This window comes from Desulforudis sp. DRI-14 (genome assembly GCF_052618305.1).
The window spans coordinates 35,442-60,389 of sequence record NZ_JBQXEZ010000007.1 but is presented as its reverse complement, the minus strand read 5'-3'; the positions used below and the strand labels follow the sequence as shown (position 1 = coordinate 60,389).

Sequence of the window (24,948 nt, the reverse complement as noted above, 5' to 3'; positions counted from 1 at the left end):
AGTTTTTTCCTCTTATTCCTTTGGAAAAAAATGAATAAACAAAAATAGCCGGATGTATACTAATCACAGGAAGAACGCGTAATCCTATGTAGAAAAGGAGGGACGGAAGTCAATGAAGGCAACTGGCATTGTACGCCGTATTGATGATCTAGGAAGGGTGGTTATTCCTAAGGAAATCCGTCGTACGCTACGCATCAGAGAAGGCGACCCCCTTGAAATATTCGTTGATCGTGATGGCGAGGTCATCCTTAAGAAGTATTCCCCCATCGGCGAACTCGGTGAATTTGCCAAGGAATATGCTGATTCCCTTTACGAAGCCACCGGCCACATTGCCTGCATCGCGGACCGCGATACCATCATCGCCGTTTCCGGTGCCCCCAAGAAAGAATTTTTGAATAAGCCCATCAGCCCGGCCATCGAAAGGGTTATGGAAGAACGGAAGGCCATCGTTATCAACGCTCCCGGGGATGACGCCCTGTGCCGGGAATGCCTCATGGGCGAAAACGGCGAGTGCAAGTATACGGCCGAAGTCATCGCCCCCATCATCTCCGAAGGCGATCCCATCGGAGCTGTAATGCTGATCACCAAGGAACCCAACGTGAAGATGGGCCAGTTGGAACTCAAATTGGCCGAGACGGCGGCAGGGTTTCTGGCTAAACAGATGGAACAATAAATGGCCGAAAGGCCATTTTTTTATGATGTACGCATCGGCCTTGTCCGATGCTTCTTCTATTTCCGACAACCAACAACTGACTACTGACAACTGAAATAGGGAGGAACACGGGCTTGTCTCACCTTATCACCATCGCCGGACTGGGCCCGGGGTCAAAAGAGATGCTCCCCCTGGGGGTGTGGGAGGAACTCCGGCAAGCGGAAAGAATCTACCTGCGCACGGCCCGGCATCCTCTGGTGCCGTGGCTTTTGGAACAGGGACTGGCGATGACTTCTTTTGATGCCGTATACGACGAGGAGGACAGCTTTGCAGCCGTCTACCGGCGCATCGCCGACGCCGTTCTGGAGGCCGCAGAAGCCGGTCCCGTTTTGTATGCGGTGCCCGGGCATCCCCTGGTCGCCGAGGATGCTTCCCGCCTGATCATCGAGAAGGCCCGGGAGCGGGGCGTCCCGGTTCGCGTCCTCACCGCGATGTCCTTCCTCGACCCTCTTTTCACCGCCGCCGGGCTCGACCCCGCGTCGGGGGTGAAGGTGTTGGACGCCCTCGCCCTGGACAGGCAGTTCCCCGATCCCGGTGTGGCCTGCGTCCTGATGCAGGTACACGACCGTCTGGTGGCTTCGGACGTCAAGCTCCGCCTGATGGAGCGGTATCCCGAAACGCACCCCGTGACGGTGGTCAGGGCGGCGGGGGTACCGGGCGAGGAACGTGTCGAGCGCGTCCCGCTCTTCAGGGTGGACAGGCTGCCGTGGATCGACCACCTGACTTCGTTCTGTCTCCCCCCGTCTGAAGAGGCTTACAGCTTCGAAAGCCTGGTGCACATCATGGCGGCCCTGCGCGCCGAGAACGGCTGTCCCTGGGACCGCGAGCAGGATCACCACACCCTCAAGCGCTACCTCATCGAGGAAACTTACGAGGTTATCGAGGCCATAAATGAAGGCGATATGCATAGTGTGTGTGAAGAGTTGGGAGACTTACTGTTACAAATCGTCTTCCACGCCCAGATCGCAAAGGAAAACGGTTTCTTCAACGTCTACAGGGTTATCAAGGGCATATGCGAAAAAATGATCCACCGTCACCCGCATGTCTTCGGCGAGACCAAGGTCAGCGGGTCGGAGGAAGTCTTGCGGAACTGGGAAAAGATCAAACAGAAGGAGAAAAGGCATCAATCCTCCTGTTTGGCGGGTGTGCCGAAAGGGCTGCCTTCTTTGTTGCGCGCCGAGCAGGTGCAGGCCAAGGTCGCCAGGGTGGGTTTCGACTGGCCTGACCACCGGGGCGCGCTGGACAAAGTTCTGGAGGAAGAGAGGGAATTGCGCCAGGCGTTGCGGGTCGGCTCCCAGTCGAAGATCGCCGAAGAGTTGGGAGATCTTTTGTTTGCTGTCGTAAACGTGGCGAGGCTGAAAGGTATCAATGCCGAAGAGGCGCTTTCCGCGACGGTTGATAAGTTTGTCAGGCGTTTTGGGTATATTGAAGATAAGGTTCGCGCCGAAGGGATGGAACTGGGCCGGGTTTCCCTGGAGACCATGGACGAGTGGTGGGAGGAAGCAAAAAATTTAGAAAAATAGCAGGAAAACTTTGCAAAAAAGCAGGAAAAACAAGGATAGACAAGAATGTCTTACTGCACATACAACAATTTCTTGGAGGGATAGTTGTGAACAAAGCGGAACTCGTATCGAGCGTAGCTGAAAAAGCCGACCTGACGAAGAAAGATGTCGAAAAAGCCCTGAGCGCCATGCTCGACAGCATCAGCGAAGCGCTGGCCAAGGGCGACAAGGTCCAGTTGGTCGGCTTCGGCACCTTTGAGACCAGGGAGAGAGCCGCTCGTAAGGGCAGAAACCCGCAGACCGGCGAGGAAATCAGCATCGCCGCGACCAAGGTCCCGGTATTCAAGGCCGGAAAGGTGCTGCGTGAGGCTGTTTCCAAGTAAGACGCGGTGAGGCTTGATAAGTTCCTTAAGGTATCGAGGCTTATTAAGCGCCGTACGCTTGCCAAAGAAGTCTGCGACGAAGGCCTGATAACGGTGAACGGCAGGGCGGCCAAGGCGGGCACGGTCGTCAAACCGGGCGATGTCATATCGCTCCGTCTCGGTTCCCGCCGCCTTACGGTCGAGGTGCTGGAAGTCGCCGACAATGTTCCGGCTAAACTGGCTTCATCGCTCTATAGTGTCCTTTCCAGCGAAAGGATTGACGACAATAACGAGTTTTAGAGCGGGTTTCTTTGATGGTTTAAGGTCCTGTCAAGGCAGGGCCTTATTTTTTTGGCATTCCTCCTGCCGGGAAGGCATATCCATTACTGAATTGTCCTGAACGGGTTGACAGGGGGGATCGAGGATGGATCAAGAGGTCAAGCACCGTCTCGAGATGCGCGATCGCAAGGAGCTGTCCCTGGCGGGGGTGCTCCGCGTGGAGAGCTTCACGGATAATGAAATCCACCTCGAAACAAATATGGGCTTCCTGCTTCTCCAGGGGGAAGGGCTGCACATCACGCAACTGGACCTGGACGCGGGGACCCTGGTGGTCCAGGGTCACCTGAACAGCCTACAGTACAGGGAGACCGGTTCGCGCGGCCGCATCAGCGGCAGGAACCTTTTGAACCGTCTTCTCAAATAACGCTCGGCGCCCCTGGGAGGTGTGAGCCACAGTGTCTTTGGCGGAGCAGTCCTGGTCCTTCCTGCTGACCGTCCTGATCGGGGCCGGGGCGGCCTTTGTCTACGATTTCTATGCTGCGGTCCGGACAAGTCTCCGCTTGCGGCGTTGGGGAACCACCGTCGGCGACGTCTTTTTCTGGCTGATCCTGATCCCCTTCGTTTTCGGCCTGCTCCTGCTGGCCAACTGGGGGGAGGTGCGCTGGTACGTCTTCCTGGGCCTCCTGCTCGGCGCGGGACTGTACCGGCGTACCCTTTCACGGGCCGCTTTTTCTTTCTGGATGAGCATCCTCAAAGCTACGGGACGCCTTTGTTATCTGGTTACCCGCCCTTGCGCCTACTTCTGGTGGTCGGTCACCTGGCCGGTGCGCAAAACGGTCGCGCGCATAAAACGGCGGCCCCTGCCGCCGCCCGACGGCGAGCCCGCTGAAGATTGATGGGGAGAATTTATTTGGAAAAAATGTTGCGACTTAGCAGGAGGTTGCCCAAACGTAGCGAAACTGTACCAACTACGTAATAAGTTTGTACACAGTTTGTGGATAAAGCAGGGGAACCCATGCAGATCGAGATTCGCGGAGCGGAAAAGCTGAGCTTCCGGGAGAGACAAGTGGTGGCCCTCAAGGAAATGGGTTATTCGGCCGAAGCCATCGCCAGGCGTCTCAAGCTTTCTCCCAGTACCGTGGCGACTCTGTACAACCGGGCGCGGACTAAAGGGTACCAAGTTGTCATGGTCATCCCGGGTGACGCCCTCGGCATTTTCGGCGACGAGGAGGAAGATCCCGATGGAGGCGGTACGCCTGCGGCGTAGATGGCGCCTGAACCGGAGCCGCATTCCCGTTTTGTTCGTGACCATAATGCTGGTGTATTTCGCCGTTTCTTTAGGCCTGCAGGTGAACAAGCTGTTTACCCTGGAAAGGAACCTGGCCGTGATGGAAACTCAGGTCAAGGAACTGAAGGACAAGAACGACCATCTCTGGGACAAGCTCGAGGTTTTAAATTCGGAGAGCTATATCGAGGAAACGGCGCGGGAGCGCCTCGGGCTGATCAAGCGCGGCGAGACCCGTGTCGTCCCCGTGCCCCAAAACTACGAAGGGCAGCCCATCGACAATACGATCAGGGATTAGGTGGTAACCATGATCCGGTGGTAAATAGATAGCTTGGTTGATGAAAAAGGAAATACTTATCAATTATCGAATTCTTTTTTCACATCAAAAATCGGGGTAACAGGCATGGTTCAGAAAGGATCACCGGTAAAGCTGGGTCTTCGGGCCCGCTGGCGGGTGCGGGGAGGCCTCGCGCTGGGAACGCTGGCTCTGGCCGTGGTCGATCTGTGGTTTTACCTGCTTCCGCGGCTCTTGCGGCGTAACAAGCAGGCCTCGCGTTAACGCGAGGCCTGCTTGTTACGCCGTAGGTGTCATATATCTTTACGGAATGACTTTGTTCAGTGGATACTCGATGATGTCCTGTGCACCGGCCCGCTTTAAGACGGGAATCAGCTCTCTTACCTGCAACTCGGTGAGGATGGTCTCGACGGCGACCCAGTCGCTGTTGAAGAGCTGGGAAACGGTCGGGTGTTTCATGGCCGGCAGGACAGACAGGACCTCTGTGATTTTGTCACCCGGGACGTTCATTTTCAGGCCCACCCTGGTCTCGGCGCGCAGGGCGCCGATGAGCAGAACGGCCAGGTTCTGCAGCTTCTCGCGCTTCCAGTCATCGGCCCAGGCCTTGCGGTTGGCGTGCAGCTTGGTGGTGGACTCCAGGATCGTGTCGATGATCCGGAGGTTGTTAGCGCGTAGAGAACTCCCGGTCTCGGTCAGGTCGGCGATGGCGTCGACAAGGTGCGGCACCTTGACCTCGGTCGCGCCGAAGGAGTGCTCGACGGTGGCTGTTACGCCGTGCCTGGCGAGGTAATTCTGGGTGACCTTAACAAGTTCGGTGGCGATCCGCTTGCCCTCCAGGTCTTTTACCGACTGGATGCCGCTGTCGTTGGTCACGGCAAGGACCAGCTTTACCGGACGCTGGGACTGCTTGGCATAGACCAGGTCGGCCACCTCGACGACGTCGGCTTCGTTTTCGAGTATCCAGTCCAGTCCGCTTAAGCCCGCGTCCAAAACCCCCTCATGCACGTAGCGCGGGATTTCCTGCGCCCGCATCAGGATGGGCTCGATTTCGGGGTCGTTGATGGACGGGTAGTAGGAGCGGGAGCCTACCGTGATGTGGTAACCGGCGCGGCGAAACAGTTGAAAGGTCGCTTCCTGCAAGCTGCCCTTGGGAAGGCCGAGGCGAAGTTTCAAGGCATTGTCCCCCTTGGTCAACGTTAGTCTCTGTTCTCTGGCCGTACCTTTATCTATAAACCAAAAAATATGCCCGCGTCAATAAGGAAGTCAGATGCAGTCAGATGTGAGAGGCCGGATGTGGGATTTAAGGTGGGTATGAATAAATGAGGGTCGGCGTTATCGATATCGGAAGCAATTCCACGCGGATGCTCCTGGCTGACGTGCGGGGGCGGGCCGTTGTCCCCCTGGAAGCCGACATGGCCACGACGCGCCTGGGCAGGGGCATCGCCGGGGGGCTCCTCGACCGGTACGCCATGGAAAAGACGGCGGCGGTCGTGCAGGCCTTCAGGGAGCGCCTTGACGCCGCGGGGGCGGAAAAAGCCGTTGTCGCCGCCACGGCCGCCGTGCGCGAGGCTAAGAACGCCGCCGAGTTCGTCGGCCTCGTCCGCCGGCGGACCGGTGATACGGTCCTCGTTCTCTCGGGGGAAGAGGAGGCCTCCTTCGGCTACCTCGGGGTCACCGCGGGCCTGCCCGGAATGGAAGGGAAGGCCGTGACGATGGACATCGGGGGCGGCAGCACCGAATTCGCCTGGCCGAACTCCGACGGGCTGCGCCACGTAAGCCTGCCGGCGGGGGCCGTGCGCATGACCGAGCGGGATTATACAGACGGCGAAATCCTGGACATTTTAAGCGGCGTAACCGGCGCCCTCAAGGAAAGGCCCGAACTGCAACTCGTCGGCATCGGCGGTACGATGACCACCCTGGCCGCCGTGGCGCAGGGGTTCAAGGTCTACGACCCCCGGCTGGTGCACGGTTACGTGTTGACTCCCGCGAAGATTGCGGAAATCCTGGATGACCTGCGCACCCGCACGGTCGAGGAACGCCGCCGGATACCCGGCCTGCAGCCCGAGCGCGCCGACATCATCGTCGCCGGCGTGCGCATCTGCCTCCTGGCCATGGGCGCTATGGCCAAAACCACGGTGACGGTAAGTGATTACGACATACTGCATGGGTTAGCTCTTAGAGTTGCTGGCAGCTAAGCATCAGGCTGTAACGCAGGTTTTGTACCACCCAATCCGCCAGGATAAATATTTGAATTCCCGTACGGAAATTGCTTCGAGTCTTACTACTTACTACTTACTACCGCTCAATCCGTAAGGATTCAGCTTGGGACGGGGATTCCTTCGAGTCTAACACTTAACCCCAATACCCATATGGAAGTGTTTCGTTAGCGCTATATAAGTATCGCTAAGCCTGATCCGTGTCGAAAGAAAGATAACACTCTCTACGACTTATGACACGGATCTCCATCCCCCTTCCTCTATAATTAGTAAAAATTGGAAATAAGGGGTGGGGGGATTGTCCGAGCACCTCAGCGTTATCCCGGACCCCCAGAGGGTTAACAAGGAATGGGCCAGAGCGGTGACGCCCCCGAGGCGGCGGGCGGACCTGGACTCTGTGTCCCGCGCCTTCAGCTGGCAGCGCATCGTCCTCTGCGCGGCGGGTTTTTTCCTAGGCCGCGCCGTTCTGATGGGGGAACTCAGCCCGTTCGCCCCGGCTTTCGCGGGAGCGGCGTTGTACAGTTTCGGCCCCGCCGCCTGGCCCGCCGTGGCGGCGATGCTGCTGGGCCAGGCGACGGTATTGCAGGGGGTGGCTATGGCCCAGTCGCTGCTGATCACCGCCGGCGTCGGGCTGGCCTTACGGGCGATGCCGGGGGATTTCCGCCGCCCGTCCCTGGTCGTGGCCGCGCTCATCCCGGCGGTTACCGTCGTCGTCAAGGCCTCCTTCCTCGCCTTCGCCTCGGCCGCGCTTTACGACTACGTGGCCCTGATGGTGGAGGCCGCTCTTGCCGGGGTCTTCACCTACGTGATGATCAGTGCCTTTGCTCCCCGGACCCGGCCGCTGTCCGGCGAGGAGTTCTTTTGCTATATCGTCATGCTGGCCGGCATCATCGCCGGGATGGGGCGGTTGAGCATCGCCTCCGTGACCCTGGCCGGGGTGTCCAGCAAGTTCGCCGTGCTCCTGGCCGCCATCCTCGGCGGGGGAGGCGTCGGCGCCGCCGGGGGCGCCGTCGTGGGGGTGGTTCCCGGCGTGGCTTTTGTCGCGGCTCCGGCGGCCATCGGTGTCTATGCCTTCGCCGGCTTCCTGGCCGGGGTGTGCCGGCGTTTCGGCAAGCTGGGCGTGGCCATCGGCTTTTTGCTCGGCAACATCATCCTTGCCGTCTACATCAACGATTACAACGATCTGGAAAGTGTCCTGGTCGAGGCTGCCATCGCCGTGGCCTTTTTTGTGCTTGTCCCCGTCCGGTGGATGGAAAAACTCCGGTACGTGCTGCCCGAAGGAGCGCTGGGCGCGGCGGCTTCCGACGACAAGGTCAAGGAGATTATCAAAGCGCGCGTGGGCGGCTGGGCCCGGATGTTTGACGAGCTTTCCAGGACTTTCGCCCAGGTGTCTTCCACGGGACCGGATGTAAAAGGGGATACGACCCTCGAGGAGCTTCTGGACGAAGTGCGTAACCGGATCTGCCGGGAATGCCCCCTGCATAAAAGCTGCTGGGAGCGCGACTCGTACCGGACGCACCAGGAGTTTTTCGATGTGCTCCGGGCCGTCGAGGCCACGGGAAAGGTTACCGCCGACGATTTTCCCGAGCACGTCCGCCGCCGCTGCCTCAGAGTCAATGAACTTGCGCTTACGCTCACCTGCCTCTACGAGACTTACAGGGTCAACCGGTACTGGTACCGGCGCCTGGTCGAGAGCCGCGAGGTCGTTTCGGAGCACCTGCGGGGCCTGGCGAACATCATGCAGAACATGTCCGCCGAGCTCTGTTCGACCGTCGAAAACGCCGGCCGGGTCGAGGTCGCGCTGCGCCGGAAGTTCAACCAGCTCGACATCCCCGTCACCTACATCGCCAGTTCCCCCCGCGATGACGGGCGGCTGGAAATCAGGATCTCCCGCCCGCCCTGCCACGGCGAGCTGGCCTGCCGGTACATGATGGCTCCTGTCGTGTCGAAGGTCATCGGCCAGCCCTTCACCGTCGGCGCCATGAAGTGCAGCACGGGGGGGGAGTTTGCGGACTGTACGTTCAACCTTTACCCGGCGCTGCGCTACCACGTCGACGTGGGGGTGGCCAAGGCCGGCAAGGACGGCAGCCCCGTGTCCGGCGACACGTACTCTTTCCTGAATCTGAGGGAGGGCAAGTTCTGCATGCTCCTGAGCGACGGCATGGGGGTGGGCCCCCAGGCGGCGATGGAAAGCAGCACGACGGTCTCCCTCCTGGAGAACCTTTTTGAGTCCGGCTTCGGCCAGGATATGGCCGTCAAGACGGTCAACTCCATCCTCCTGCTGCGGGCGCCCGACGAGAGCTTTGCCACCGTGGACATCACGGTGATCGACCTTTATTCGGGTAAGGCGGAATGCGTCAAGATCGGCGCGGCGCCCAGTTTCATCCTCAGCGGGACCAACGTCCGCGTCATCAGGAGCGCGTCCCTGCCAGTCGGGATTTTAAAAGACATCGAGGTCAACTCGGTGGTCAAAAACGTGGGGGTGGGAGACGTCGTGGTCATGGTCACGGACGGCGTTCTCGACGCTTACGGCGGGAGCCAGGAAAAGGAGTCCTGGCTTGCCGACGTGATCAGCGAGATCGGCGCGGTCGAGCCGCAACAGATGGCCGACCTGATCCTGGAGAGGGCGCGCCAGGCCGCGGGCGGCCTGATTCCCGACGATATGACGGTACTCGTCGGGCGGATCGGAAAGACCATGAGCTGAACCCTTGCGAATTCAGCGCTATTCCGGATGCCCCAGGGCTTTGCGGTACTACGAAGGCGAAAGGCCTACCTTTCGCTTGAAGGTCACGGTGAACTTTTTCCCGTTTCGCTTTTAAAGACGGCGATGAAGCGATACGGGCTGTAGTTGGCGATGCGGGCCAGGCCGTCCAGGGAATAGTCCTCAAGGTAGTGTTCGTGCAGAAAGTCAACGAGCACGGAGGTGCCTTTCCGGTCCCGGCGGGTCGGTTCGTAATCGGGTACGTAAAGGGGTGGCGGAAGCCACCCCTTGATTCGTTGGCTGCACGTTCACGTTCCGCCGTTTATCCCCCCGCCGCTTTTTGCTTGCAGGTAATGCCGCCCTGATGTGGAATTTGCAAGAGATACTAAGGGATGCGCATAAAAAGTGTTAGATCGCCGTTGGCCGTCTGGTGGTGATAACGTGCAGGTTGAAGACCTTCCCAACCATGTCGAGGCTTACTGCAAGCGCCACGCCATGTTCCGGCGGGGCGACAAGGTCCTGGTGGGCGTTTCGGGCGGCTCCGATTCGACCGCTCTACTGGACATCCTGTTCAACCTGTGTTCCAGGCTGGGTATAGAATTGGTCGTCGCGCACTTCAACCACAAGCTCAGGGGAGAAGAGTCCGACGAAGACGCGCGCGCCGTTGCGAGGCTGGCCCAGGGATACGGCCTGCCCTTTGTTGCCGATGCTGGTGATGTCGCGGCCTTTGCGAAAAAAGCCCGGCGCGGGATCGAGGAAGCGGCGCGGCACCTGCGCTACGCCTTTTTTGAACGGGTAATGGGTGAAGCCCGGGCTGACCGTGTGGCCCTGGGGCACAACGCGGACGACCAGGCGGAAACGATCCTCTTTCACTTCTTAAGGGGTTCGGGGACGGCCGGCCTGGCGGGGATGCCGCCGGTCCGGGGTCCTTTTGTCCGTCCCCTGCTGGGAACCCGGAGGTCGACCATCGAGAAATACTGCCGGTGGGCCCGGCTGGCGACGCGCATTGACACATCCAATTTCGACACCGATTACACGCGTAACCGCATCAGGCTCGAACTTATTCCCGCGCTGCAGAGCGCATACAACCCCAACCTGGTGCCTGCTTTGCTGCGCATGGCCGAAATCATCCGGGCCGACGAGGCTTTCATGCACGCGGAGGCCTTGCGCGTTTTTGCTTCGCAGTCCGGCGTCACCGAGGACGAGGTTACTTTCGACCGCAAGGCCTTCGACCTTGTGCCGCTGGCCCTGCAGCGCCGGCTGGTGCGCCTGGCCTGGTCCGAACTCACCGGGCGCGACGACCTGCCCTTCGACCAGGTGGAAAAAGCCCTCGAGATCATTGCCCGGAAGGAGAGCGGACAGGTCGTCCAGTTCCCCGGCGGGGTTTACATGACCAAGGAACAGATGGCGGTCACCTTTACCTACGCCTTTCCCCAGCCTGATGCGACGCCTTACGCATACCCGGTGGCCGTCCCCGGTGTAACGGACATCCCGGAGGCCGGGGCGCAGCTGGAGTGCCGCATCGTCGACCGGAAAGACATCCCCGATCCGCGCGAACTGGGGCCCGACAGGGCCGTCCTGGACTTCGATCGGCTGGTCCAGCCCCTGGCGGTGCGCAACCGGCGGCCCGGCGACGTTTTCCAGCCCTTCGGCTCCGGGGTGACCAGGCTGAAGAAGTTCCTCAGCGGGCTGAAGGTCACGCGCCGGGAGCGGGACAGGATTCCTCTGCTCGTGGACGGCAAGGGCCGCATCGCCTGGGTGGCGGGGATGCGGGCCGCCGAATGGTGCCGGGTGGATAGAGGTACCACCAGGGCGTTATTCCTTGAGATGCGGCGTGAAACAGCGGGTTTCGGGCAGATTGAAAAGGGGAAATAAGATGTGGTAAAATACTGCTGTTATGTGGCTAGTTAGCTGAAATCCGAGAGGGGTTGGCTGCATGCATAAGGTTTTCAAGAATTTGAGCATATATCTGTTAATCGTGCTGGTCATCATCGCCCTGATCAAGTACACTTCGCCGCAGGCCGGCACTCCGGAACTCCTGTCGTACGACCAGTTCGTCAAGGCGGTCGAGGCGGGCGAGGTTCAGCGCGTCGAAATCCAGCCGGAAAAAGGGACGAACGCCATCAAGGGCGTGCTCAAGGACGGCAGCAACTTTGAGAGCTCGGGGCCGCTGGATGACGATCACCTGAGGGCCCTGCTGCTGGAAAAGAAAGTCCATGCCGTCTACCAGAAGCCGGCCGAGCCGGGCTGGTGGGTCAGTCTCCTGACCACGATGTTCCCCATCCTGCTCATCGTGGCGCTCTTCTTTTTCCTGATGCAGCAGTCGCAGGGCGGGGGCAACAAGGTCATGTCCTTCGGGAAGAGCCGTGCCCGCCTGCACAACGACGATAAGAAGAAAGTGACCTTCGCCGACGTCGCCGGGGTCGACGAAGTGCGCGAGGAGTTGCAGGAAATTGTCGAATTCCTTAAGAACCCCCGCAAGTTCAACGAGATCGGGGCGCGGATCCCCAAGGGCGTCCTGCTCTTCGGGCCGCCCGGCACGGGCAAGACGCTGCTCGCCCGGGCCGTCGCCGGTGAAGCGGGGGTGCCGTTCTTCAGCATCAGCGGCTCCGATTTCGTGGAAATGTTCGTGGGCGTCGGCGCTTCGCGCGTGCGCGATCTCTTCGATCAGGCCAAGAAAAGCGCGCCGTGCATCGTTTTTATCGACGAGATCGACGCGGTGGGCCGGCAGAGAGGGGCCGGGCTGGGTGGCGGCCACGACGAGCGGGAGCAGACGCTGAACCAGTTGCTGGTCGAGATGGACGGCTTCCAGCCGAATGAAGCCATTATCATCATCGCGGCCACCAACAGGCCGGATATCCTCGACCCGGCGCTGCTGCGCCCCGGGCGCTTCGACCGCCAGGTGGTCGTCAATATGCCGGATATCAACGGGCGCCGCGAGATCCTGGAAGTGCACGCCAAGGGCAAGCCGCTGGAGGACGACGTTAACCTCGATGTCCTGGCGCGCCGGACCCCCGGTTTTTCCGGGGCCGATCTGGCAAACCTGATTAATGAGGCCGCTCTCCTGGCGGCGCGGGCCAACAAGAAGCGCATCGGCATGCGCGAGCTCGAAAGCGCCATCGAGCGGGTCATCGCCGGTCCTGAGAAGAAGTCGCGGGTGATCAGCGACAAGGACAAGAACCTGGTCAGTTACCACGAGGCGGGGCACGCCCTGGTCAGCTACTTCCTGCCCAACCTTGACCCCGTACACAAGATTTCGATTATTCCGCGGGGCCGGGCGGGGGGTTATACGCTGCTCCTGCCCAAGGAAGACCGTAACTACATGACCAAGTCCCAGCTTTTGGACACGATCGTCATGCTGCTGGGCGGCCGCGTGGCCGAGGCCATCGTTTTGAAGGATGTCAGCACCGGGGCCCAAAACGACCTGGAGCGGGCGACGGAGACGGCGCGCAAGATGGTCATGGAGTATGGGATGAGCGAGGAACTCGGCCCGCTGACCCTGGGACGCAAGCAAGAGGCCGTGTTCCTGGGGCGCGACCTGGCGCGGGACCGCAACTACTCCGAGGAGATCGCCTACGCCATCGACATGGAGGTCCGCAAGATTATTGAATCGGCCTACCGCAGGGCGGAGCAGATCCTGAAGGAGAACATCCACGGCCTGCACAAGGTGGCCAAGACGCTGTTCGAGAAGGAGACGATCGAGGGACCGGAGTTCGAGGCCCTGATGCGGGAGGCCGCGGGAGAGGCCACCGCTTAGCTGAATCCTTCGGATTCAGCATCTGATTTCAATGTTCCGGTTGAAAGGATGAAGGAAGTTGGAACGCACCTTTGCAATGGTCAAGCCTGACGGCGTGCAGCGGGGCCTGGCGGGAGAGATCATCAAGCGCTTCGAGCAAAAGGGCTTCAAGATCGTGGCCCTGAAGATGATGCGCATCGACCGGGCCATGGCGGAAAGACACTACGGGGAGCACAGGGAGAAGCCCTTTTTTGGGGACCTGGTGTCGTTCATCACCTCCGGGCCGGTGGTGGCCATGGTTATCGAGGGCAAGGATGCCGTACAAGGCGTCCGCGACATGATGGGGGCCACCAATCCCTTAAAGGCGGCTCCGGGTACGATCCGGGGCACGTTCGGCGTCGATGTGGGCCGCAACGTGGTGCACGGCTCCGATTCACCGGCTAGCGCCGAGCGGGAGATCAACCTCTTCTTCAAGCCGGAGGAAATCGTGGAGTTCGACCGTACGCTTGACGCGTGGATTTATGAATAGCAAAAAAAACCCGGCTGGAGGGCTGTTGAAAAACTTCGCCTGGCTTTGTCAGGCTTGCCGGCCAGTGCTCACGTACCACCCCAGTACGCTCCGCGCTGGCCGGCTTCGCCTTCCGTGCCATGCTTGTTTTTGAACAGCTCTCGGTTTTTCAACAGGCCGTGGGGCCGGGTTTTTTTTGCAGCACTAAGCTTTGAGCACCAAGCGTTAGGATAGGGGCAAGCCGCATCCTGGTGGTCCTCTCCCCGTCTGTCTTGTTCTAACGCTTAATACCCGGAGCTAATGTTATGATCGAAGAGTCAACTATTCGCTGTATGAAACGATTTACTCTCGGGAGGATCCACGATGAAGTTTGTACCTACCGACCTTGAAATAGCCCAGGCCCATAAGATGATCGACATTCGCGAGATTGCGGAATCCGTGGGGCTTACCGAGGAAGACATCGACCTGTACGGGCGCTGGAAGGCCAAGATCGGGCTCCACGTCCTGGAGAAGCTGGCCGACCGGCCTACCGGCAAACTGATCGACGTGACGGCCATCACCCCGACGCCGCTCGGAGAAGGCAAGACCGTGACCACCATCGGCCTCACCCAGGGGCTGGGGCGCATCGGCAAGCGGGCCATCTGCACCATCCGGCAGCCCTCGATGGGACCCGTTTTCGGCATCAAGGGCGGCGCTGCCGGGGGCGGGTACGCCCAGGTGGTGCCCATGGAAGACCTTAACCTGCACTTCACCGGCGACATCCACGCCGTAGGTCAGGCCCACAACCAGCTCGCGGCCATGATCGACGCCTCCATCCTGCACGGCAACCCCTTGAACATCGACCCCTTAACGATCACCTGGAACCGGGTGGTCGACGTCAACGACCGCGCCCTGCGCGATGTAATCATCGGGCTCGGGGGCCGGCAGAACGGCTACGCGCGCCAGACCGGTTTTGAAATGACGGTCGCTTCGGAGGTCATGGCCACCCTGGCGCTGGCCACAGGCATCATGGATCTCCGCCGGCGCCTGGGGCGGATGGTGGTGGCTTACACCTACGAAGGCCGGCCGGTCACCGCGGAGCAGCTGCGAGGCGCGGGGGCCATGGCCGTCATCCTGCGCGACGCCGTCAAGCCCAACCTCATCCAGACGCTCGAGGGCCAGCCCTGCATCGTCCACGCCGGACCGTTCGCCAACATCGCCCACGGCCAGTCGTCGGTGCTGGCCGACCTGATGGCCCTGAAGATGGCCGAATACGTGGTTACCGAGAGCGGCTTCGGGGCCGACCTTGGCATGGAGAAATTCATGGACATCAAGTGCCGGCAGTCGGGCTTAAGGCCGAACTGCGTGGTCATCAACGCCACCGTCAGGGCCCTGAAGATGCACGGGGGAGCCGGCAGGGTCGTCGCCGGGCGCCCCCTGCCGGAGGAGATCACTTGTGAGAATCTCCCCGCCCTGGAGGAAGGCTGCCGCAACCTGGCCCACATGATCAAGATCGCCGGGTACTACGGCGTGCCGGTGGTGGTCTCGATCAACCGCTTTGTCACCGACACCGACGCCGAGGTCGAAACGGTGCGGCGAAAGGCCCTGGAGGCCGGCGCGGACGCCGCTCACCAGATGACCGCCTGGGCCGAGGGCGGCGCCGGGGCGGTCGATCTGGCCCGCTCCGTGGTGGAGATGTGCGAGCGGGAGACCGACTTCCGGTTCCTCTACCCAGACGACCTGAGCATCAAGGAAAAAATCCACATCATGGCCACCAGGCTTTACAACGCCGCCGAAGTGCACTACGACCACGTGGCTGAGAAAAAGATCGAGCTTTTCGAGCGGATGGGATGGGGCAGGCTGCCTATCTGCATGGCCAAAACCCACCTTTCCGTCTCCCACGACCCTGAATTGAAGAACGTCCCCGAAGGGTACGTCTTCCCGATCCGCGACATGCGGGTGTCAGTCGGCGCGGGCTTCATCTACCCGCTGGCCGGGACCATGTCCACCATGCCCGGCCTGGGCTCGCGTCCCGCCGCCTTCCAGATCGACATCGACGAACTTGGGCGGGTCAAGGGCCTGTTCTAAAAAACGCTAGGCGTTGGGCATTAGGCTAAGAGTATGTTTCTTAAATTCACAGAAACCGGAAAAGCCCCTGCCTGACTGTTCAGGATGGGCTTTTTGCATTAGTGGCTACTCGGCCAGAGGTTTATGCTAAATTTAATTAACCGTCGATGACCGTCGCAAGCCGGGCGATCTCCCCCGCTTAATGCCGGCCTTCGGACGGTATACATTAGTTCGTTGAGCAATGCTACTGTAAGTCAATACCCAGCGCAGGATGCCAAGGGCTACCAATCCCGCGAGATTGACCAACCGGACCTCTATACTGAGCCCTTCGATATCACCGATCAACAACTTGCGCAATAAGGCGGCGATGGCTACATCAACGAAGACGGCGACCTGAACCTTCTGCCCGCTGAGGTATCGTACTTCGGCGCTGATGAGCTCGGAAATTGTCCAGAGGATGAGAAGCATACCGAGGGCGTGCAAAAACCCATCCAGAATACTGTGCTGTGCAAAGACGGCGCCATAAACGTCACGGGCGAAAATCCAGAGGGCGAGCAGGGAAGCAACGATCAGACTGAGACCCAAGAAAACGTGCAGCAAGCGGTTGTAAAACCGCATGTAGTTCAGGAGGAGCGAGGTCCTGCCTTTCGTTGAGGTCTCCGAAGAGCTGTTACCTTGCACAAGTATCCCTCCAATACCGTCTTTCCGATATCTTAACATTTTTTGCCGTTATGCCAATAGAGACCCTGGTCCTTCTCCAGGGCTCATTCCGCCTGCGCCACCACCACGCGGTTGCGCCCCGCCTGCCTGGCGGCGTACATGGCCGCATCGACCGCATGGAGCAGTGTACCCAGAGTGGTGGCGTGGGCCGGGCAGACAGCCACGCCCACGCTTACCGTCAGCGGAGGCAAATATTCGGCAGGCCGCTGTGGGTCGGGCAGGCTGGTCCCGGCCACCACCTGCCGGAGGCGCTCCGCGATTTCAAAGGCAGTTCCTGCATCGGTCTACGGCAGAATCACCACAAACTCCTCGCCGCCGTAGCGTGCCACAACGTCCGCCGCCCGCAGGCTTTTCTGCACCGCTTGCGCCACCGCCCGCCTGGTGTCCGAACGTGTCGTTGAACAGCTTGAAGTGGTCCAGGTCCAGGATCAACACCGCGAAGGGCTGGCCGCTGCTGTGCGTGGGCGTGCTGGCGGGTTGGGGAGAAGAGCATAGGCGTGGACTGTGACACCGTGTCTCGAGCTGTATTTCTCTAGAAGAGACAGATATAGGCAGTAGTCGGGCTCATCAAGAAAAACATCCTGTTTGTTGTTGCCACGGGCAAGAACGTGATAGAAAACTTAAGGTTTGACCCTCATTTATTTTATTAATTTCGAGAGTTCCTTAAATTGAAGTGTACCAGCCTCTTTCATCAAATCAAAGAATACTGTTTCAGTATTTGTAATAACAGCCCCCATAGCCGCCATTATGGATAAAGCATTACGGTAATTTTCTTTACTCCGAGAACATACGGCGTCTGCTGCCACAAAAACCTGGTAACCAAGACCTAGTAAATCCCTAACGGTTTGGAAAACACAAACATGAGTTTCCATTCCAGTTATAATCACCTTTTTTCTCCCGATTTGATTCAGTGCAGAAAGGACCTCTTTAGTACATCCTGAAAAGGTGATTTTCTCGTACGTTGTGGCACCATCCAGATAAGCAGCAACTTCTGGTACTGTCTTCCCTAAGCCTTTGGAATATTGTTCAGTGACCATGACGGGAATTCCCAATGTTTTCGCTATAGTTAATAAGATATTAGTATTCCTAATAACTTGTCTACCATATCTCATGGCAGGGACGAGCCTTTCTTGGATATCAATCACCAATAAGAGGGCTTCATCCCGGTCTAAAGTAAACCGGTCTAAAGTAAATTGGTCCATAAGTAAAAACCTCCCGTAGAGATATTCTGTTTCAGGTAGGAGTTTCTAACTTGCGTTCGTCTTACTAGAAATGATTTGCAGGAAAATCCCAAGGCTCCCTATTAGATCCCAAGGCTATCAGATTTACGGACATGCAGAAGATCAGTCTGGCTCCATTGATAAAGAAGAACTCCTCCGCCTACGGGCGGAGGAGTTCTTCGGCCTCACAGATTAGTAACGGCTGGCTTTTCTGTTGCTGCCGAAGCAATCGCGGCAGTAAACCGGGCGGTCGCCCGACGGGCGGAACGGAACTTCGGTTTCGGCGCCGCAGGCGGCACAAGTGGCCGGGAACATCTCGCGCGGGCCGCGGTTATAGCCGCCCCCGAAACTGTTTCTCTGCTGCTTGCGCGCCGCCCTGCAGTCGGGGCAACGACCGGGTTCGTTGGTGAACCCTCTTGTCGCGTAGAATTCCTGCTCAGAGGCAGAGAAAAGGAACTCGGCGCCGCAGTCACGGCAGGTTAGGGTTTTGTCTTGAAACATAGAAAATCCTCCTCAATACTTTACTTTGTTGCTCAGAATGGTTCAGGGGATTCACTTACCTTTGACCCCCCTACCATTAAGTAGTTGAGAAGGATATTGAACCGTACCCTTTCGACCGATTACTTGAGCCATCCTTATTGTAACCTTTTCTGGAGAAAAGTAAAGCTTTTTTTCGGCAAACGTGCAGGAGGCGTCCTAATGTTCTTCTGTACCTCTTCGGGCAGCTGGACTATTAAGGCATGCCCGCTTAGTCTGCGGTGCTCCTGAATATAACAATAAGTAATGGAGCGTAGAGGAAATCAACTCCCATGTGTGTGACACCAGTGGCAATGGATAATGGAAAATCCGCACTTTTGGCCACTAGAAAATCGTCATTTTCGGTCACGAAAAGTCGTCAACTAGATTCTGGAAGCTGTTCTTATCCTTCCTTTGCCTGAGTGAGTTTGGGCGGCAACGCAACTACGTAGGCATCCTCCAGGTGCTCGGCAAGTTCAACCCCTCTGTTGAGTACCTCCTTATCTACTGTTTCCAAGTGCGGGTTATCTGCAGCAGGGCTTGTCTCAGGGCCGGAACAAACCGTGGGTTCTTCTGGGATAAAGTCTTTTTGGCCTCAGAAATTATTTGCGGACATAGGACAATGTCCACCAGACCTTCGCAACATTTCCGAAGCAAATATCCGCTGTCCGTAAAGGGAAAGGCAAGGCCGTGGAGTAAAACCGACGTGTCCAGAATAATGCGCTTTCTTGTTGCGCAAGTCTCCATAGGCATGCTGTTTCTCCGACCAAGAACGCCTTTCCTGTGTCGCTTTAGCCATAACTGTCAACGCCGACTTAGTTTTGACCCACTGGTGCCGGAAAGTAATTGACCCACCCAATCGGCAAGCTATGGCTTTGGCTAATCGACGTTAACAACCTTCAGTCTGAGTTGTGGTTAAAACAGATCGGCCGGGTTTCTCAGGCGGTAACTCTCCCCGCGATGTTTAGGACTTAGCCAGTGGTGCAGAAGCCGGTCCAGAATCGCCGTGGATTACCTGTCTCTTGTAAGACATATCCTAATTTCTTCCTTGGTTCGACAATCCTACCAAAGTATGTATTTATGGTCTATGGTCGTGGTTTTCCAAGAATGCGAACCGCAAGTTCGGTTCTGTTGCTGACTCCAAACTTGGCATAAAGGCGGCTGCAGTATTGTTTTACGGTTGGTAGGGCAAGGTGGAGTTCCTTGGCGATTGTATGGTTGCTTCTTTTCCCTTGGATCAAAAGGTGTAGGATCCCCTTTCTCTGTTGGTAATACGGGGTTGGTCTTGTGGTTGCGGCACGGTAGCACCCCTGGGATTAGAAAGGGCAAGTATGTCAAAATGCACACCCCTTTATAACATGACGGACAAAGAGGAGTTTTGGATGCATAAAGTTTTGTTATGTTTCGTAACTCGAAGTGATCGGCGGGCGTCGAGGAACAATGTAGCCATATTGTGTCAAATTCTAATTTGGGGCAAGAAGCAATACTACAATTTATGTAGTGTCATAGCACGCTCAAGGTGTTATAATAATACTAAATACGTGTTAAGGGGTTGAGAAACCTTGAGTGACAAGCTGTTTCCACTCGGACATCCGGTACCGGAAGAAGACCTGGTTGGAAGATTGCCTTTCGTTGATGCACTTGTTTCCAGGCTGGAAGAAGGGAATAGCATCATGCTGACGGGCCCTCGCAGAATAGGGAAGACTTCCCTGGCTAAAGAAGCGCTGCGACGCCTGAAAGACAAAGGGTATTACACTCTTTCAATTGATTGTTTTGCTATCCGGGATAAAGAACATCTGGCGGAACGGATTATGGAAGGGTGTTTGGCCAACCGTACGGGCTTGCCGAAAACGCTGGCCGCCGTTCGGGAGAAGTTGCGCCAATTTGGTCCGATTCCGGTGAGCTTGAGGCTGCAGGACTTGGAAATGGAAGTCAGCCTTTTTGTCAGTCGGAAGGCTAGTTCGGATGAACTGCTGGACCAGGCTTTGGAGTTCCCGCAAAAGCTGGCGGAAAAGGACAATAAGCGAATCATTGTCCTCTTTGACGAGTTTCAGGACGTGTCCATCGTTGCAGGTGAAAACATCTTCAAACGAATGCGTGCCGCCTTTCAGCATCAGGATCGGGTCAGCTATTTGTTTTTGGGATCCAAAGAAAGCATGATGAAGACGCTGTTTTCTTCGCGCCGGGAGGCTTTTTACCGTTTCGCCGTCCCTCTGCCGGTGCCGCCCGTTCCGCAGGATTCGTGGCTTACCTACATTAAAAGCAAATTCGCCAGTCGCGGGGTGGAGGCTGATACCGGCGTGGTGAGGGAACTCCTGGAACTTACGGGCGGCCACCCGTATGATACAATGCTGCTGTGCAACGAGGCATACCAGCTTGTGGCCCTGGGCGGGCGCGACGTCTTGACGCTGCCCGTCCTGCACCAGGCTTACGAGCAGGCGCAGACCATTCTCGAACCGGCGTTTACCGAGATTCTGACCGAACTCGGCCGCTCCGCTCAGATGCGGGATGTGATCTGTAAGCTTGCCACCGGCCAACAGCCGTACAAGGACAAACCCCAAGCGAATGCCGTCACCCGGTCAATCAATAGACTGGAGGAGAAAGGCATTATCGAGAGAGTCGCAAGGGCCCGGTATCGTTTTGTGGAACCGATGTTCAAGGAATTCATCATACGGACGTTTGCGTGTTAAGGAAGTTATCCCGATCGCTTCTCCGCGAGAGGCGTATGACGACCGCCAGGACGAGCAACGTGCCGGCACTTCTCATCAGCAGGGTGCGGTTCCGGTTCCTTTGTCGACGCCATCAATGCAATCCCCGCCACCACGAAACCCAGCCCCAACAGGTGGCAGGGCATCAGCTTTTCGCCAAGGATCAGGTTGGACAGCAGGACGCTGCTGGGACACGAGTTTGAGTTGGGGTCAGGGCTTAAATTTTCTTAGTTTTCCGCCTTTCAGCCTTGCCTCCACGGCCCGGATGGAAGCACCCCACTTTCCGTCACGTGACGGAGTCCCTCGCTTATATCGCTGGCCGCGATGCTAATCAGTGCACCGGACTTGCCAAGGAAAGAAGCGATATCCGCCATCTTGTGGCCTCCGAGATGAGCCGCTTTCTTTGCCAATTAAAAGAGCAATCCTGTAGTATTTAAGAAAACTTAAGGTTTGACCCCAGAGCTGGTGGAAGGCCGTTGGGGTGATCCCCCCTGGGGTTAAAAAGGCAAGCATGTGAAAGTGTTTGGCCCCTTTATAAACATGACAGACAAAGAGTGGTTTTGGATTAAGATAGATGCATAAAGTTTTGTTATGTGCAGGTGAGAGAGTGAGGATGTGAGGGCAAGAAACACTCAAAAGGAAACGTCTTCTGGAGAAAAGTAAAGCTTTTTTTCGGCAAACGTGCAGGAGGCGCCCTATTTGTTCTTCTGTACCTCTTCGGGCAGCTGGACTATTAAGGCATGCCCGCTTAGTTCACAGGTATTCCCAAATATAACAATAAGTGATGGAGCGTTATTTAGAGACCGGGGTTTACATAATTTACATAATTGAAGGAAGATCGGTAACAATCGGTATGTCTGACCCCATTAGCATTAGAGCAGCTTGTGGACGTTAAGCAGCTTGGCGGCCATCAGCACCACGGAAACCACGAGGAAGGCGCGAATCCACTTGTCGCCCTTGTTCACCGAGAAATAGCTCCCCAGGTAGGCGCCGACGGCGTTTCCGGCGGCCAGGGCGAAGCCCAGCAGCCAGTCGACCTTGCCGCTGATAACGAAGACGAGCAGCGACGAGGTCATATAGATCAGGGTGACGAGTACCTTCAGGCTGTTGATCTTGACCAGGGACATGCCGGTGATGAGGGCCAGGGCGGCGATGATGACGAACCCCACCCCGGCCTGGATGAACCCGCCGTAAAAGCCGACGCCGAAGAAAACCAGGGCTGCCGCCGCCAGGCGCAGCGGGCTGAAATCTTCTCTTTCCTCTTTTAGAAACTTCTTCTCCGGCCGCAAGATGATTAAAACCAGGACCGCCAGCATCACAAGGGCGAGGATCTTGTTGAACATCTCGTCCGACAAGGAAATGGCGAACTTCGCCCCGACGATCGAGCCCAGGACGGCGGGGATGCCCAGCATGACGCTCAGCTTGGGATAGAAAAATCCTTTCTGGCGGAAGTAGCCGATGGCCACGAGGCTCTGGACCATCAGGGCGACGCGGTTGGTCCCGTTGGCCACGGCCGAGGGCAGGTCCATGAAAATCAGCACGGGCATCGAAATCAGTGAACCGCCGCCGCCGACGACATTAACGAATCCGGACGCAACGCCCGTAAGCAAAACGAGAACCAGTTCCGTTCCCGACATTCTTAAAACTCCTCTCCAGATGTCGTTGTCTGCTCTTGCTCAATGTCCTTCCGCGTTTGGCCGATACCCTCGAGTTCCAGCGTGCCGGCCGTCTTTTTGAAGTAGGCGTACCTGGAGTTGTTGATGTGCTCCCTGGCGGCCCGCTCCGCCAGGTCGCCGTCGCGCAATTTGATGGCCTCTACCAGTTGGCGGTGTTCCTGCATGGCTTCGGCGACGCGGCCGGGATGGGAGTACCCCACCCTGGCATAGGTGGCGATGTAGTCGACGAGGGAGCTGATCATGCCGTAAAGGCGGGGGCTGCCGGCCGCCCGGTAAATGGTGTCGTTGAACTCACGGTGTGCCTTTTCCAGGCCTTCCAGATCGTCCTTGGCGGCCAGTTCCTCCATGGATGTCAGCAGTTCGGCCAGACGTGCGAGCTGGCCCGGTTCGATTCTCTCCGCGGCCATCCGGGCGGCCAGGCCCTCCAGAACGACCCGGATGCGGTATACCTCATAGACCTCCATGTCGTTTACCTGGGCCACAACAGCACCAATGCGAGGGAGATGGGATACCAAGCCTTCAAGTTCAAGGATGCGCAGGGCCTCCCGCACGGGAGTCCGGCTGACGCCGAGCTGCCCGGCGAGCTTGCGTTCGATCAGGCGCTCTCCGGGCTTCAGACGGCCCCTTAGAATGGCCTCGCGAAGCTTTTCATGGACTTTTTCGCGGACCTGGGAGTCGAGTTCGCTGACGATAGGCTTCAGCGGGGAACCGTTACTCATCCGTATGTTCACCTCTGGCATATGGTATACCAAGATGCTTACATGATACGACATTGGGATGAGGATCGTAAAGCACCTTTTTACTTGGGGTCAGGGCTTAAATTTTCTTAGTTTTCCGCCTCCCAGCCTTGCCTCCACGGCCCGGATGAAAGCACCCCACTTTCCGTCACGTGACGGAGTCCCTCGCTTATATCGCTGGCCGCGATGCTAATCAGTGCACCGGACTTGCCAAGGAAAGAAGCGATATCCGCCATCTTGTGGCCTCCGAGATGAGCCGCTTAGAGAGGACGCCAGCGGGAAGGCGATGAACGCCGGCATCAAGGTAATGGAGCCGACTGCTGAAATCAGCAGGATTCCGACCAGGCTGTCGTTGCCGAACAGGCTCTGGATGATCTCCCGCGGGACGAGGGCCAGCATCAAGCCGATCAGGCCGATGATGCCGAGCATGCCGGGGAAGATGTTCAAAAACTGTTTTTGGGCGATCTTCAAAGCCTGGCGGCTTGTTCATATCCTTGCGGTATGAGTAAACCAGCACCGCTATCGTGAGCACAAAGAGAGTAACATTAAACATATAGTAAATATATCATATGCTCAATACCCATGAAAGTATTGAAAGTGATTCTTGGTGGAGCAAAGGGTTTCAGGGGCCGGTCCTTATGACTACTTTCCATTTAGCACAGTGGAATTTGTTCAGGGAATTTTCACACTTTGGCAACGACTCCGGAAAGTTATTCGGGTAGAATGGTAACAGGACTTTGTGCTCTCATTCAGAGTCCTTGTGAAGGGCAGGGTGAGGGTAACAACGACAAGGGGGCTTATTTGTTGACTGAACAAAACCAGGGAAAAATAGTGAAGGCTTTCAATTTCAAAATGATTGGCCTGGCCGTATTTGCGGTCTTGGTGCTCGCTCTGGCCGGGGCCTGGTGGAACGGCCGGGGAGAGGTTTTGGCTAGGGTAAACGGTGAGAAGCTGACCAAAGAGCAGCTCTACCAGGAAATGTACAAGCTGGTAGGACGTGAGACTCAAGAAGATCTGGTTGACAGAATGCTGATTATGCAGGAAGCCGAAGAAAAGGGTATTAAGGTGACTCCGGAAGAAATCCAGGCTGAATTAAAGAGTATGAAGGACACCTGGGGGATTGCTTCCGATGAGGAATTGGACCGGATGCTGGCCCTGCAGGGCTCCAGCCTGGAAAAGGTAAAGGAACAGATCGCCATGTGGCACACAGTCCGGAAACTGATCGCCCCCACCGTGACCGTAACCGATGACGAGGCGCGACAGTACTTCACCGACCACCCGGACGAGTTCGGCCAGCCCGAACAGGTCAAAGTACGGCACATCCTGGTCGACACCAGGGATGAGGCAGTCTCTATTCTGCAGGACCTTCGCCGGGGAGCCGACTTTTCGAAGATAGCGGAGCAGAAGTCTAAAGATCATGCCACCGCAGGCAGCGGGGGCGACCTGGGATTCATCAAGAAGGGACAGATGGTGCCCGAGTTTGAAAAGGCGGCGTTCTCCTTGAACCTGGGGGAAATCAGCGACGTGGTGCAGACGCAATACGGCTACCACATCATCCAGGCGCTGGAGAAAAAGGCTGCCGTTAATCCGGCGTTTGAGGACATAAAGGATGATGTAAAAACGAGGCTTATAGATCAAAAAATCCAGGAGAAATTCGATTCCTGGCTGGCGGAACTGCGCAGCCGGGCGAACATTGAATACGCTGACCCCCAGTAACTACATTACTTAT

26 protein-coding genes and 1 pseudogene are annotated in these 24,948 nt (G+C 57.5%); 17 read left to right on the top strand and 10 right to left on the bottom strand.

Annotated elements, in window-relative coordinates; all coding sequences use genetic code 11:
• Positions 1-112 precede the first annotated feature (112 nt).
• The 9 genes from spoVT (at position 113) to ACUM6F_RS06330 (ending at position 4,699) form a co-directional block, all read left to right on the top strand.
• Entirely contained in the window at positions 113-673 is a 561-nt protein-coding gene (gene spoVT, locus ACUM6F_RS06370; protein ID WP_425620702.1) for a stage V sporulation protein T, read from the top strand.
• A gap of 113 nt (positions 674-786) precedes the next feature.
• Positions 787-2,235 carry a bifunctional methyltransferase/pyrophosphohydrolase YabN gene (gene yabN, locus ACUM6F_RS06365; protein WP_445348730.1) on the top strand — a complete coding sequence of 483 codons (1,449 nt, stop codon included), beginning with the start codon at positions 787-789 and terminating at the stop codon, positions 2,233-2,235.
• A gap of 86 nt (positions 2,236-2,321) precedes the next feature.
• Entirely contained in the window at positions 2,322-2,597 is a 276-nt protein-coding gene (locus ACUM6F_RS06360; protein WP_425620704.1) for an HU family DNA-binding protein, read from the top strand.
• Positions 2,598-2,603: 6 nt separating this feature from the next.
• Positions 2,604-2,876, top strand: a complete 273-nt coding sequence (locus ACUM6F_RS06355) for an RNA-binding S4 domain-containing protein (RefSeq protein ID WP_425620705.1) — start codon at positions 2,604-2,606, stop codon at positions 2,874-2,876.
• 124 nt (positions 2,877-3,000) lie between these two features.
• Positions 3,001-3,279 carry a sporulation protein YabP gene (yabP, locus tag ACUM6F_RS06350; protein WP_425620706.1) on the top strand — a complete coding sequence of 93 codons (279 nt, stop codon included), beginning with the start codon at positions 3,001-3,003 and terminating at the stop codon, positions 3,277-3,279.
• Positions 3,280-3,310: 31 nt separating this feature from the next.
• Positions 3,311-3,751 carry a spore cortex biosynthesis protein YabQ gene (gene yabQ / locus ACUM6F_RS06345; protein WP_425620707.1) on the top strand — a complete coding sequence of 147 codons (441 nt, stop codon included), beginning with the start codon at positions 3,311-3,313 and terminating at the stop codon, positions 3,749-3,751.
• 119 nt (positions 3,752-3,870) lie between these two features.
• Entirely contained in the window at positions 3,871-4,122 is a 252-nt protein-coding gene (locus ACUM6F_RS06340) for a helix-turn-helix transcriptional regulator (RefSeq protein WP_425620708.1), read from the top strand.
• On the top strand, positions 4,097-4,438 hold the full coding sequence (locus ACUM6F_RS06335) for an FtsB family cell division protein (RefSeq protein ID WP_425620709.1): 342 nt from the start codon (positions 4,097-4,099) through the stop codon (positions 4,436-4,438). The genes ACUM6F_RS06340 and ACUM6F_RS06335 overlap by 26 nt, the downstream gene beginning before the upstream one ends.
• 105 nt (positions 4,439-4,543) lie before the next feature.
• Positions 4,544-4,699, top strand: coding sequence for a hypothetical protein (locus ACUM6F_RS06330; protein WP_445348729.1), 156 nt, complete (start codon positions 4,544-4,546; stop codon positions 4,697-4,699).
• Between the two features lie 39 nt (positions 4,700-4,738).
• Here the strand turns inward: ACUM6F_RS06330 and hisG are convergent, their stop codons facing one another.
• On the bottom strand, positions 4,739-5,608 hold the full coding sequence (gene hisG, locus ACUM6F_RS06325) for an ATP phosphoribosyltransferase (RefSeq protein ID WP_445348728.1): 870 nt from the start codon (positions 5,606-5,608) through the stop codon (positions 4,739-4,741).
• 146 nt (positions 5,609-5,754) lie between these two features.
• On the opposite strand from hisG, the gene ACUM6F_RS06320 reads away from it, so the two are divergent.
• A complete protein-coding gene (locus tag ACUM6F_RS06320; protein WP_445348727.1) occupies positions 5,755-6,630 on the top strand; it encodes a Ppx/GppA phosphatase family protein in 876 nt (291 codons plus the stop codon).
• A gap of 319 nt (positions 6,631-6,949) precedes the next feature.
• Positions 6,950-9,355, top strand: a complete 2,406-nt coding sequence (gene spoIIE, locus ACUM6F_RS06315; RefSeq protein WP_445348726.1) for a stage II sporulation protein E — start codon at positions 6,950-6,952, stop codon at positions 9,353-9,355.
• Positions 9,356-9,438: 83 nt separating this feature from the next.
• On the opposite strand, the gene ACUM6F_RS06310 is transcribed toward spoIIE, so the two are convergent.
• Positions 9,439-9,570, bottom strand: a complete 132-nt coding sequence (locus ACUM6F_RS06310; RefSeq protein WP_445348725.1) for an AraC family transcriptional regulator — start codon at positions 9,568-9,570, stop codon at positions 9,439-9,441.
• A 223-nt stretch (positions 9,571-9,793) separates the two neighbouring features.
• Here ACUM6F_RS06310 and tilS point away from each other — a divergent pair, with 223 nt between their 5' ends.
• The 4 genes from tilS to ACUM6F_RS06290 all read left to right on the top strand — a co-directional run bounded on the left by tilS (position 9,794) and on the right by ACUM6F_RS06290 (position 15,663).
• Complete coding sequence (tilS, locus tag ACUM6F_RS06305; RefSeq protein ID WP_445348724.1) at positions 9,794-11,227, top strand: tRNA lysidine(34) synthetase TilS; 1,434 nt, start codon at positions 9,794-9,796, stop codon at positions 11,225-11,227.
• Between the two features lie 61 nt (positions 11,228-11,288).
• A complete protein-coding gene (ftsH, locus tag ACUM6F_RS06300) occupies positions 11,289-13,109 on the top strand; it encodes an ATP-dependent zinc metalloprotease FtsH (protein ID WP_425620716.1) in 1,821 nt (606 codons plus the stop codon).
• Positions 13,110-13,167: 58 nt separating this feature from the next.
• Entirely contained in the window at positions 13,168-13,617 is a 450-nt protein-coding gene (ndk, locus tag ACUM6F_RS06295) for a nucleoside-diphosphate kinase (RefSeq protein WP_425620717.1), read from the top strand.
• A gap of 342 nt (positions 13,618-13,959) precedes the next feature.
• Positions 13,960-15,663, top strand: a complete 1,704-nt coding sequence (locus ACUM6F_RS06290) for a formate--tetrahydrofolate ligase (RefSeq protein WP_445348723.1) — start codon at positions 13,960-13,962, stop codon at positions 15,661-15,663.
• A 132-nt stretch (positions 15,664-15,795) separates the two neighbouring features.
• On the opposite strand, the gene ACUM6F_RS06285 is transcribed toward ACUM6F_RS06290, so the two are convergent.
• The 5 genes and pseudogenes from ACUM6F_RS06285 to ACUM6F_RS06265 all read right to left on the bottom strand — a co-directional run bounded on the left by ACUM6F_RS06285 (position 15,796) and on the right by ACUM6F_RS06265 (position 19,351).
• Positions 15,796-16,323: a phosphate-starvation-inducible PsiE family protein gene (locus ACUM6F_RS06285; RefSeq protein WP_425620719.1), complete on the bottom strand. Its 528-nt coding sequence runs from the start codon at positions 16,321-16,323 to the stop codon at positions 15,796-15,798.
• A gap of 83 nt (positions 16,324-16,406) precedes the next feature.
• Positions 16,407-16,797, bottom strand: a pseudogene (locus tag ACUM6F_RS06280) (diguanylate cyclase).
• Between the two features lie 203 nt (positions 16,798-17,000).
• Positions 17,001-17,564 carry a hydrolase gene (locus tag ACUM6F_RS06275; RefSeq protein ID WP_425620726.1) on the bottom strand — a complete coding sequence of 188 codons (564 nt, stop codon included), beginning with the start codon at positions 17,562-17,564 and terminating at the stop codon, positions 17,001-17,003.
• Positions 17,565-17,774: 210 nt separating this feature from the next.
• Positions 17,775-18,083: a zinc-ribbon domain containing protein gene (locus ACUM6F_RS06270; RefSeq protein WP_425620727.1), complete on the bottom strand. Its 309-nt coding sequence runs from the start codon at positions 18,081-18,083 to the stop codon at positions 17,775-17,777.
• Between the two features lie 1,100 nt (positions 18,084-19,183).
• Positions 19,184-19,351 (bottom strand): response regulator transcription factor, encoded by a 168-nt coding sequence (locus tag ACUM6F_RS06265; RefSeq protein ID WP_445348748.1) that lies wholly within the window; start codon positions 19,349-19,351, stop codon positions 19,184-19,186.
• Between the two features lie 309 nt (positions 19,352-19,660).
• On the opposite strand from ACUM6F_RS06265, the gene ACUM6F_RS06260 reads away from it, so the two are divergent.
• On the top strand, positions 19,661-20,788 hold the full coding sequence (locus ACUM6F_RS06260) for an AAA family ATPase (RefSeq protein WP_426377676.1): 1,128 nt from the start codon (positions 19,661-19,663) through the stop codon (positions 20,786-20,788).
• Between the two features lie 890 nt (positions 20,789-21,678).
• Here the strand turns inward: ACUM6F_RS06260 and ACUM6F_RS06255 are convergent.
• From ACUM6F_RS06255 to ACUM6F_RS06245, 3 genes are all read right to left on the bottom strand, one after another.
• Positions 21,679-22,443, bottom strand: coding sequence for a sulfite exporter TauE/SafE family protein (locus ACUM6F_RS06255; RefSeq protein WP_445348722.1), 765 nt, complete (start codon positions 22,441-22,443; stop codon positions 21,679-21,681).
• Positions 22,444-22,445: 2 nt separating this feature from the next.
• Entirely contained in the window at positions 22,446-23,201 is a 756-nt protein-coding gene (locus ACUM6F_RS06250) for a GntR family transcriptional regulator (protein WP_445348721.1), read from the bottom strand.
• A 207-nt stretch (positions 23,202-23,408) separates the two neighbouring features.
• Positions 23,409-23,690: a hypothetical protein gene (locus ACUM6F_RS06245; protein ID WP_445348720.1), complete on the bottom strand. Its 282-nt coding sequence runs from the start codon at positions 23,688-23,690 to the stop codon at positions 23,409-23,411.
• A gap of 333 nt (positions 23,691-24,023) precedes the next feature.
• Between ACUM6F_RS06245 and ACUM6F_RS06240 the strand changes: the two genes are divergently transcribed.
• Positions 24,024-24,935 (top strand): foldase protein PrsA, encoded by a 912-nt coding sequence (locus ACUM6F_RS06240; protein WP_445348719.1) that lies wholly within the window; start codon positions 24,024-24,026, stop codon positions 24,933-24,935.
• Positions 24,936-24,948 lie beyond the last annotated feature (13 nt).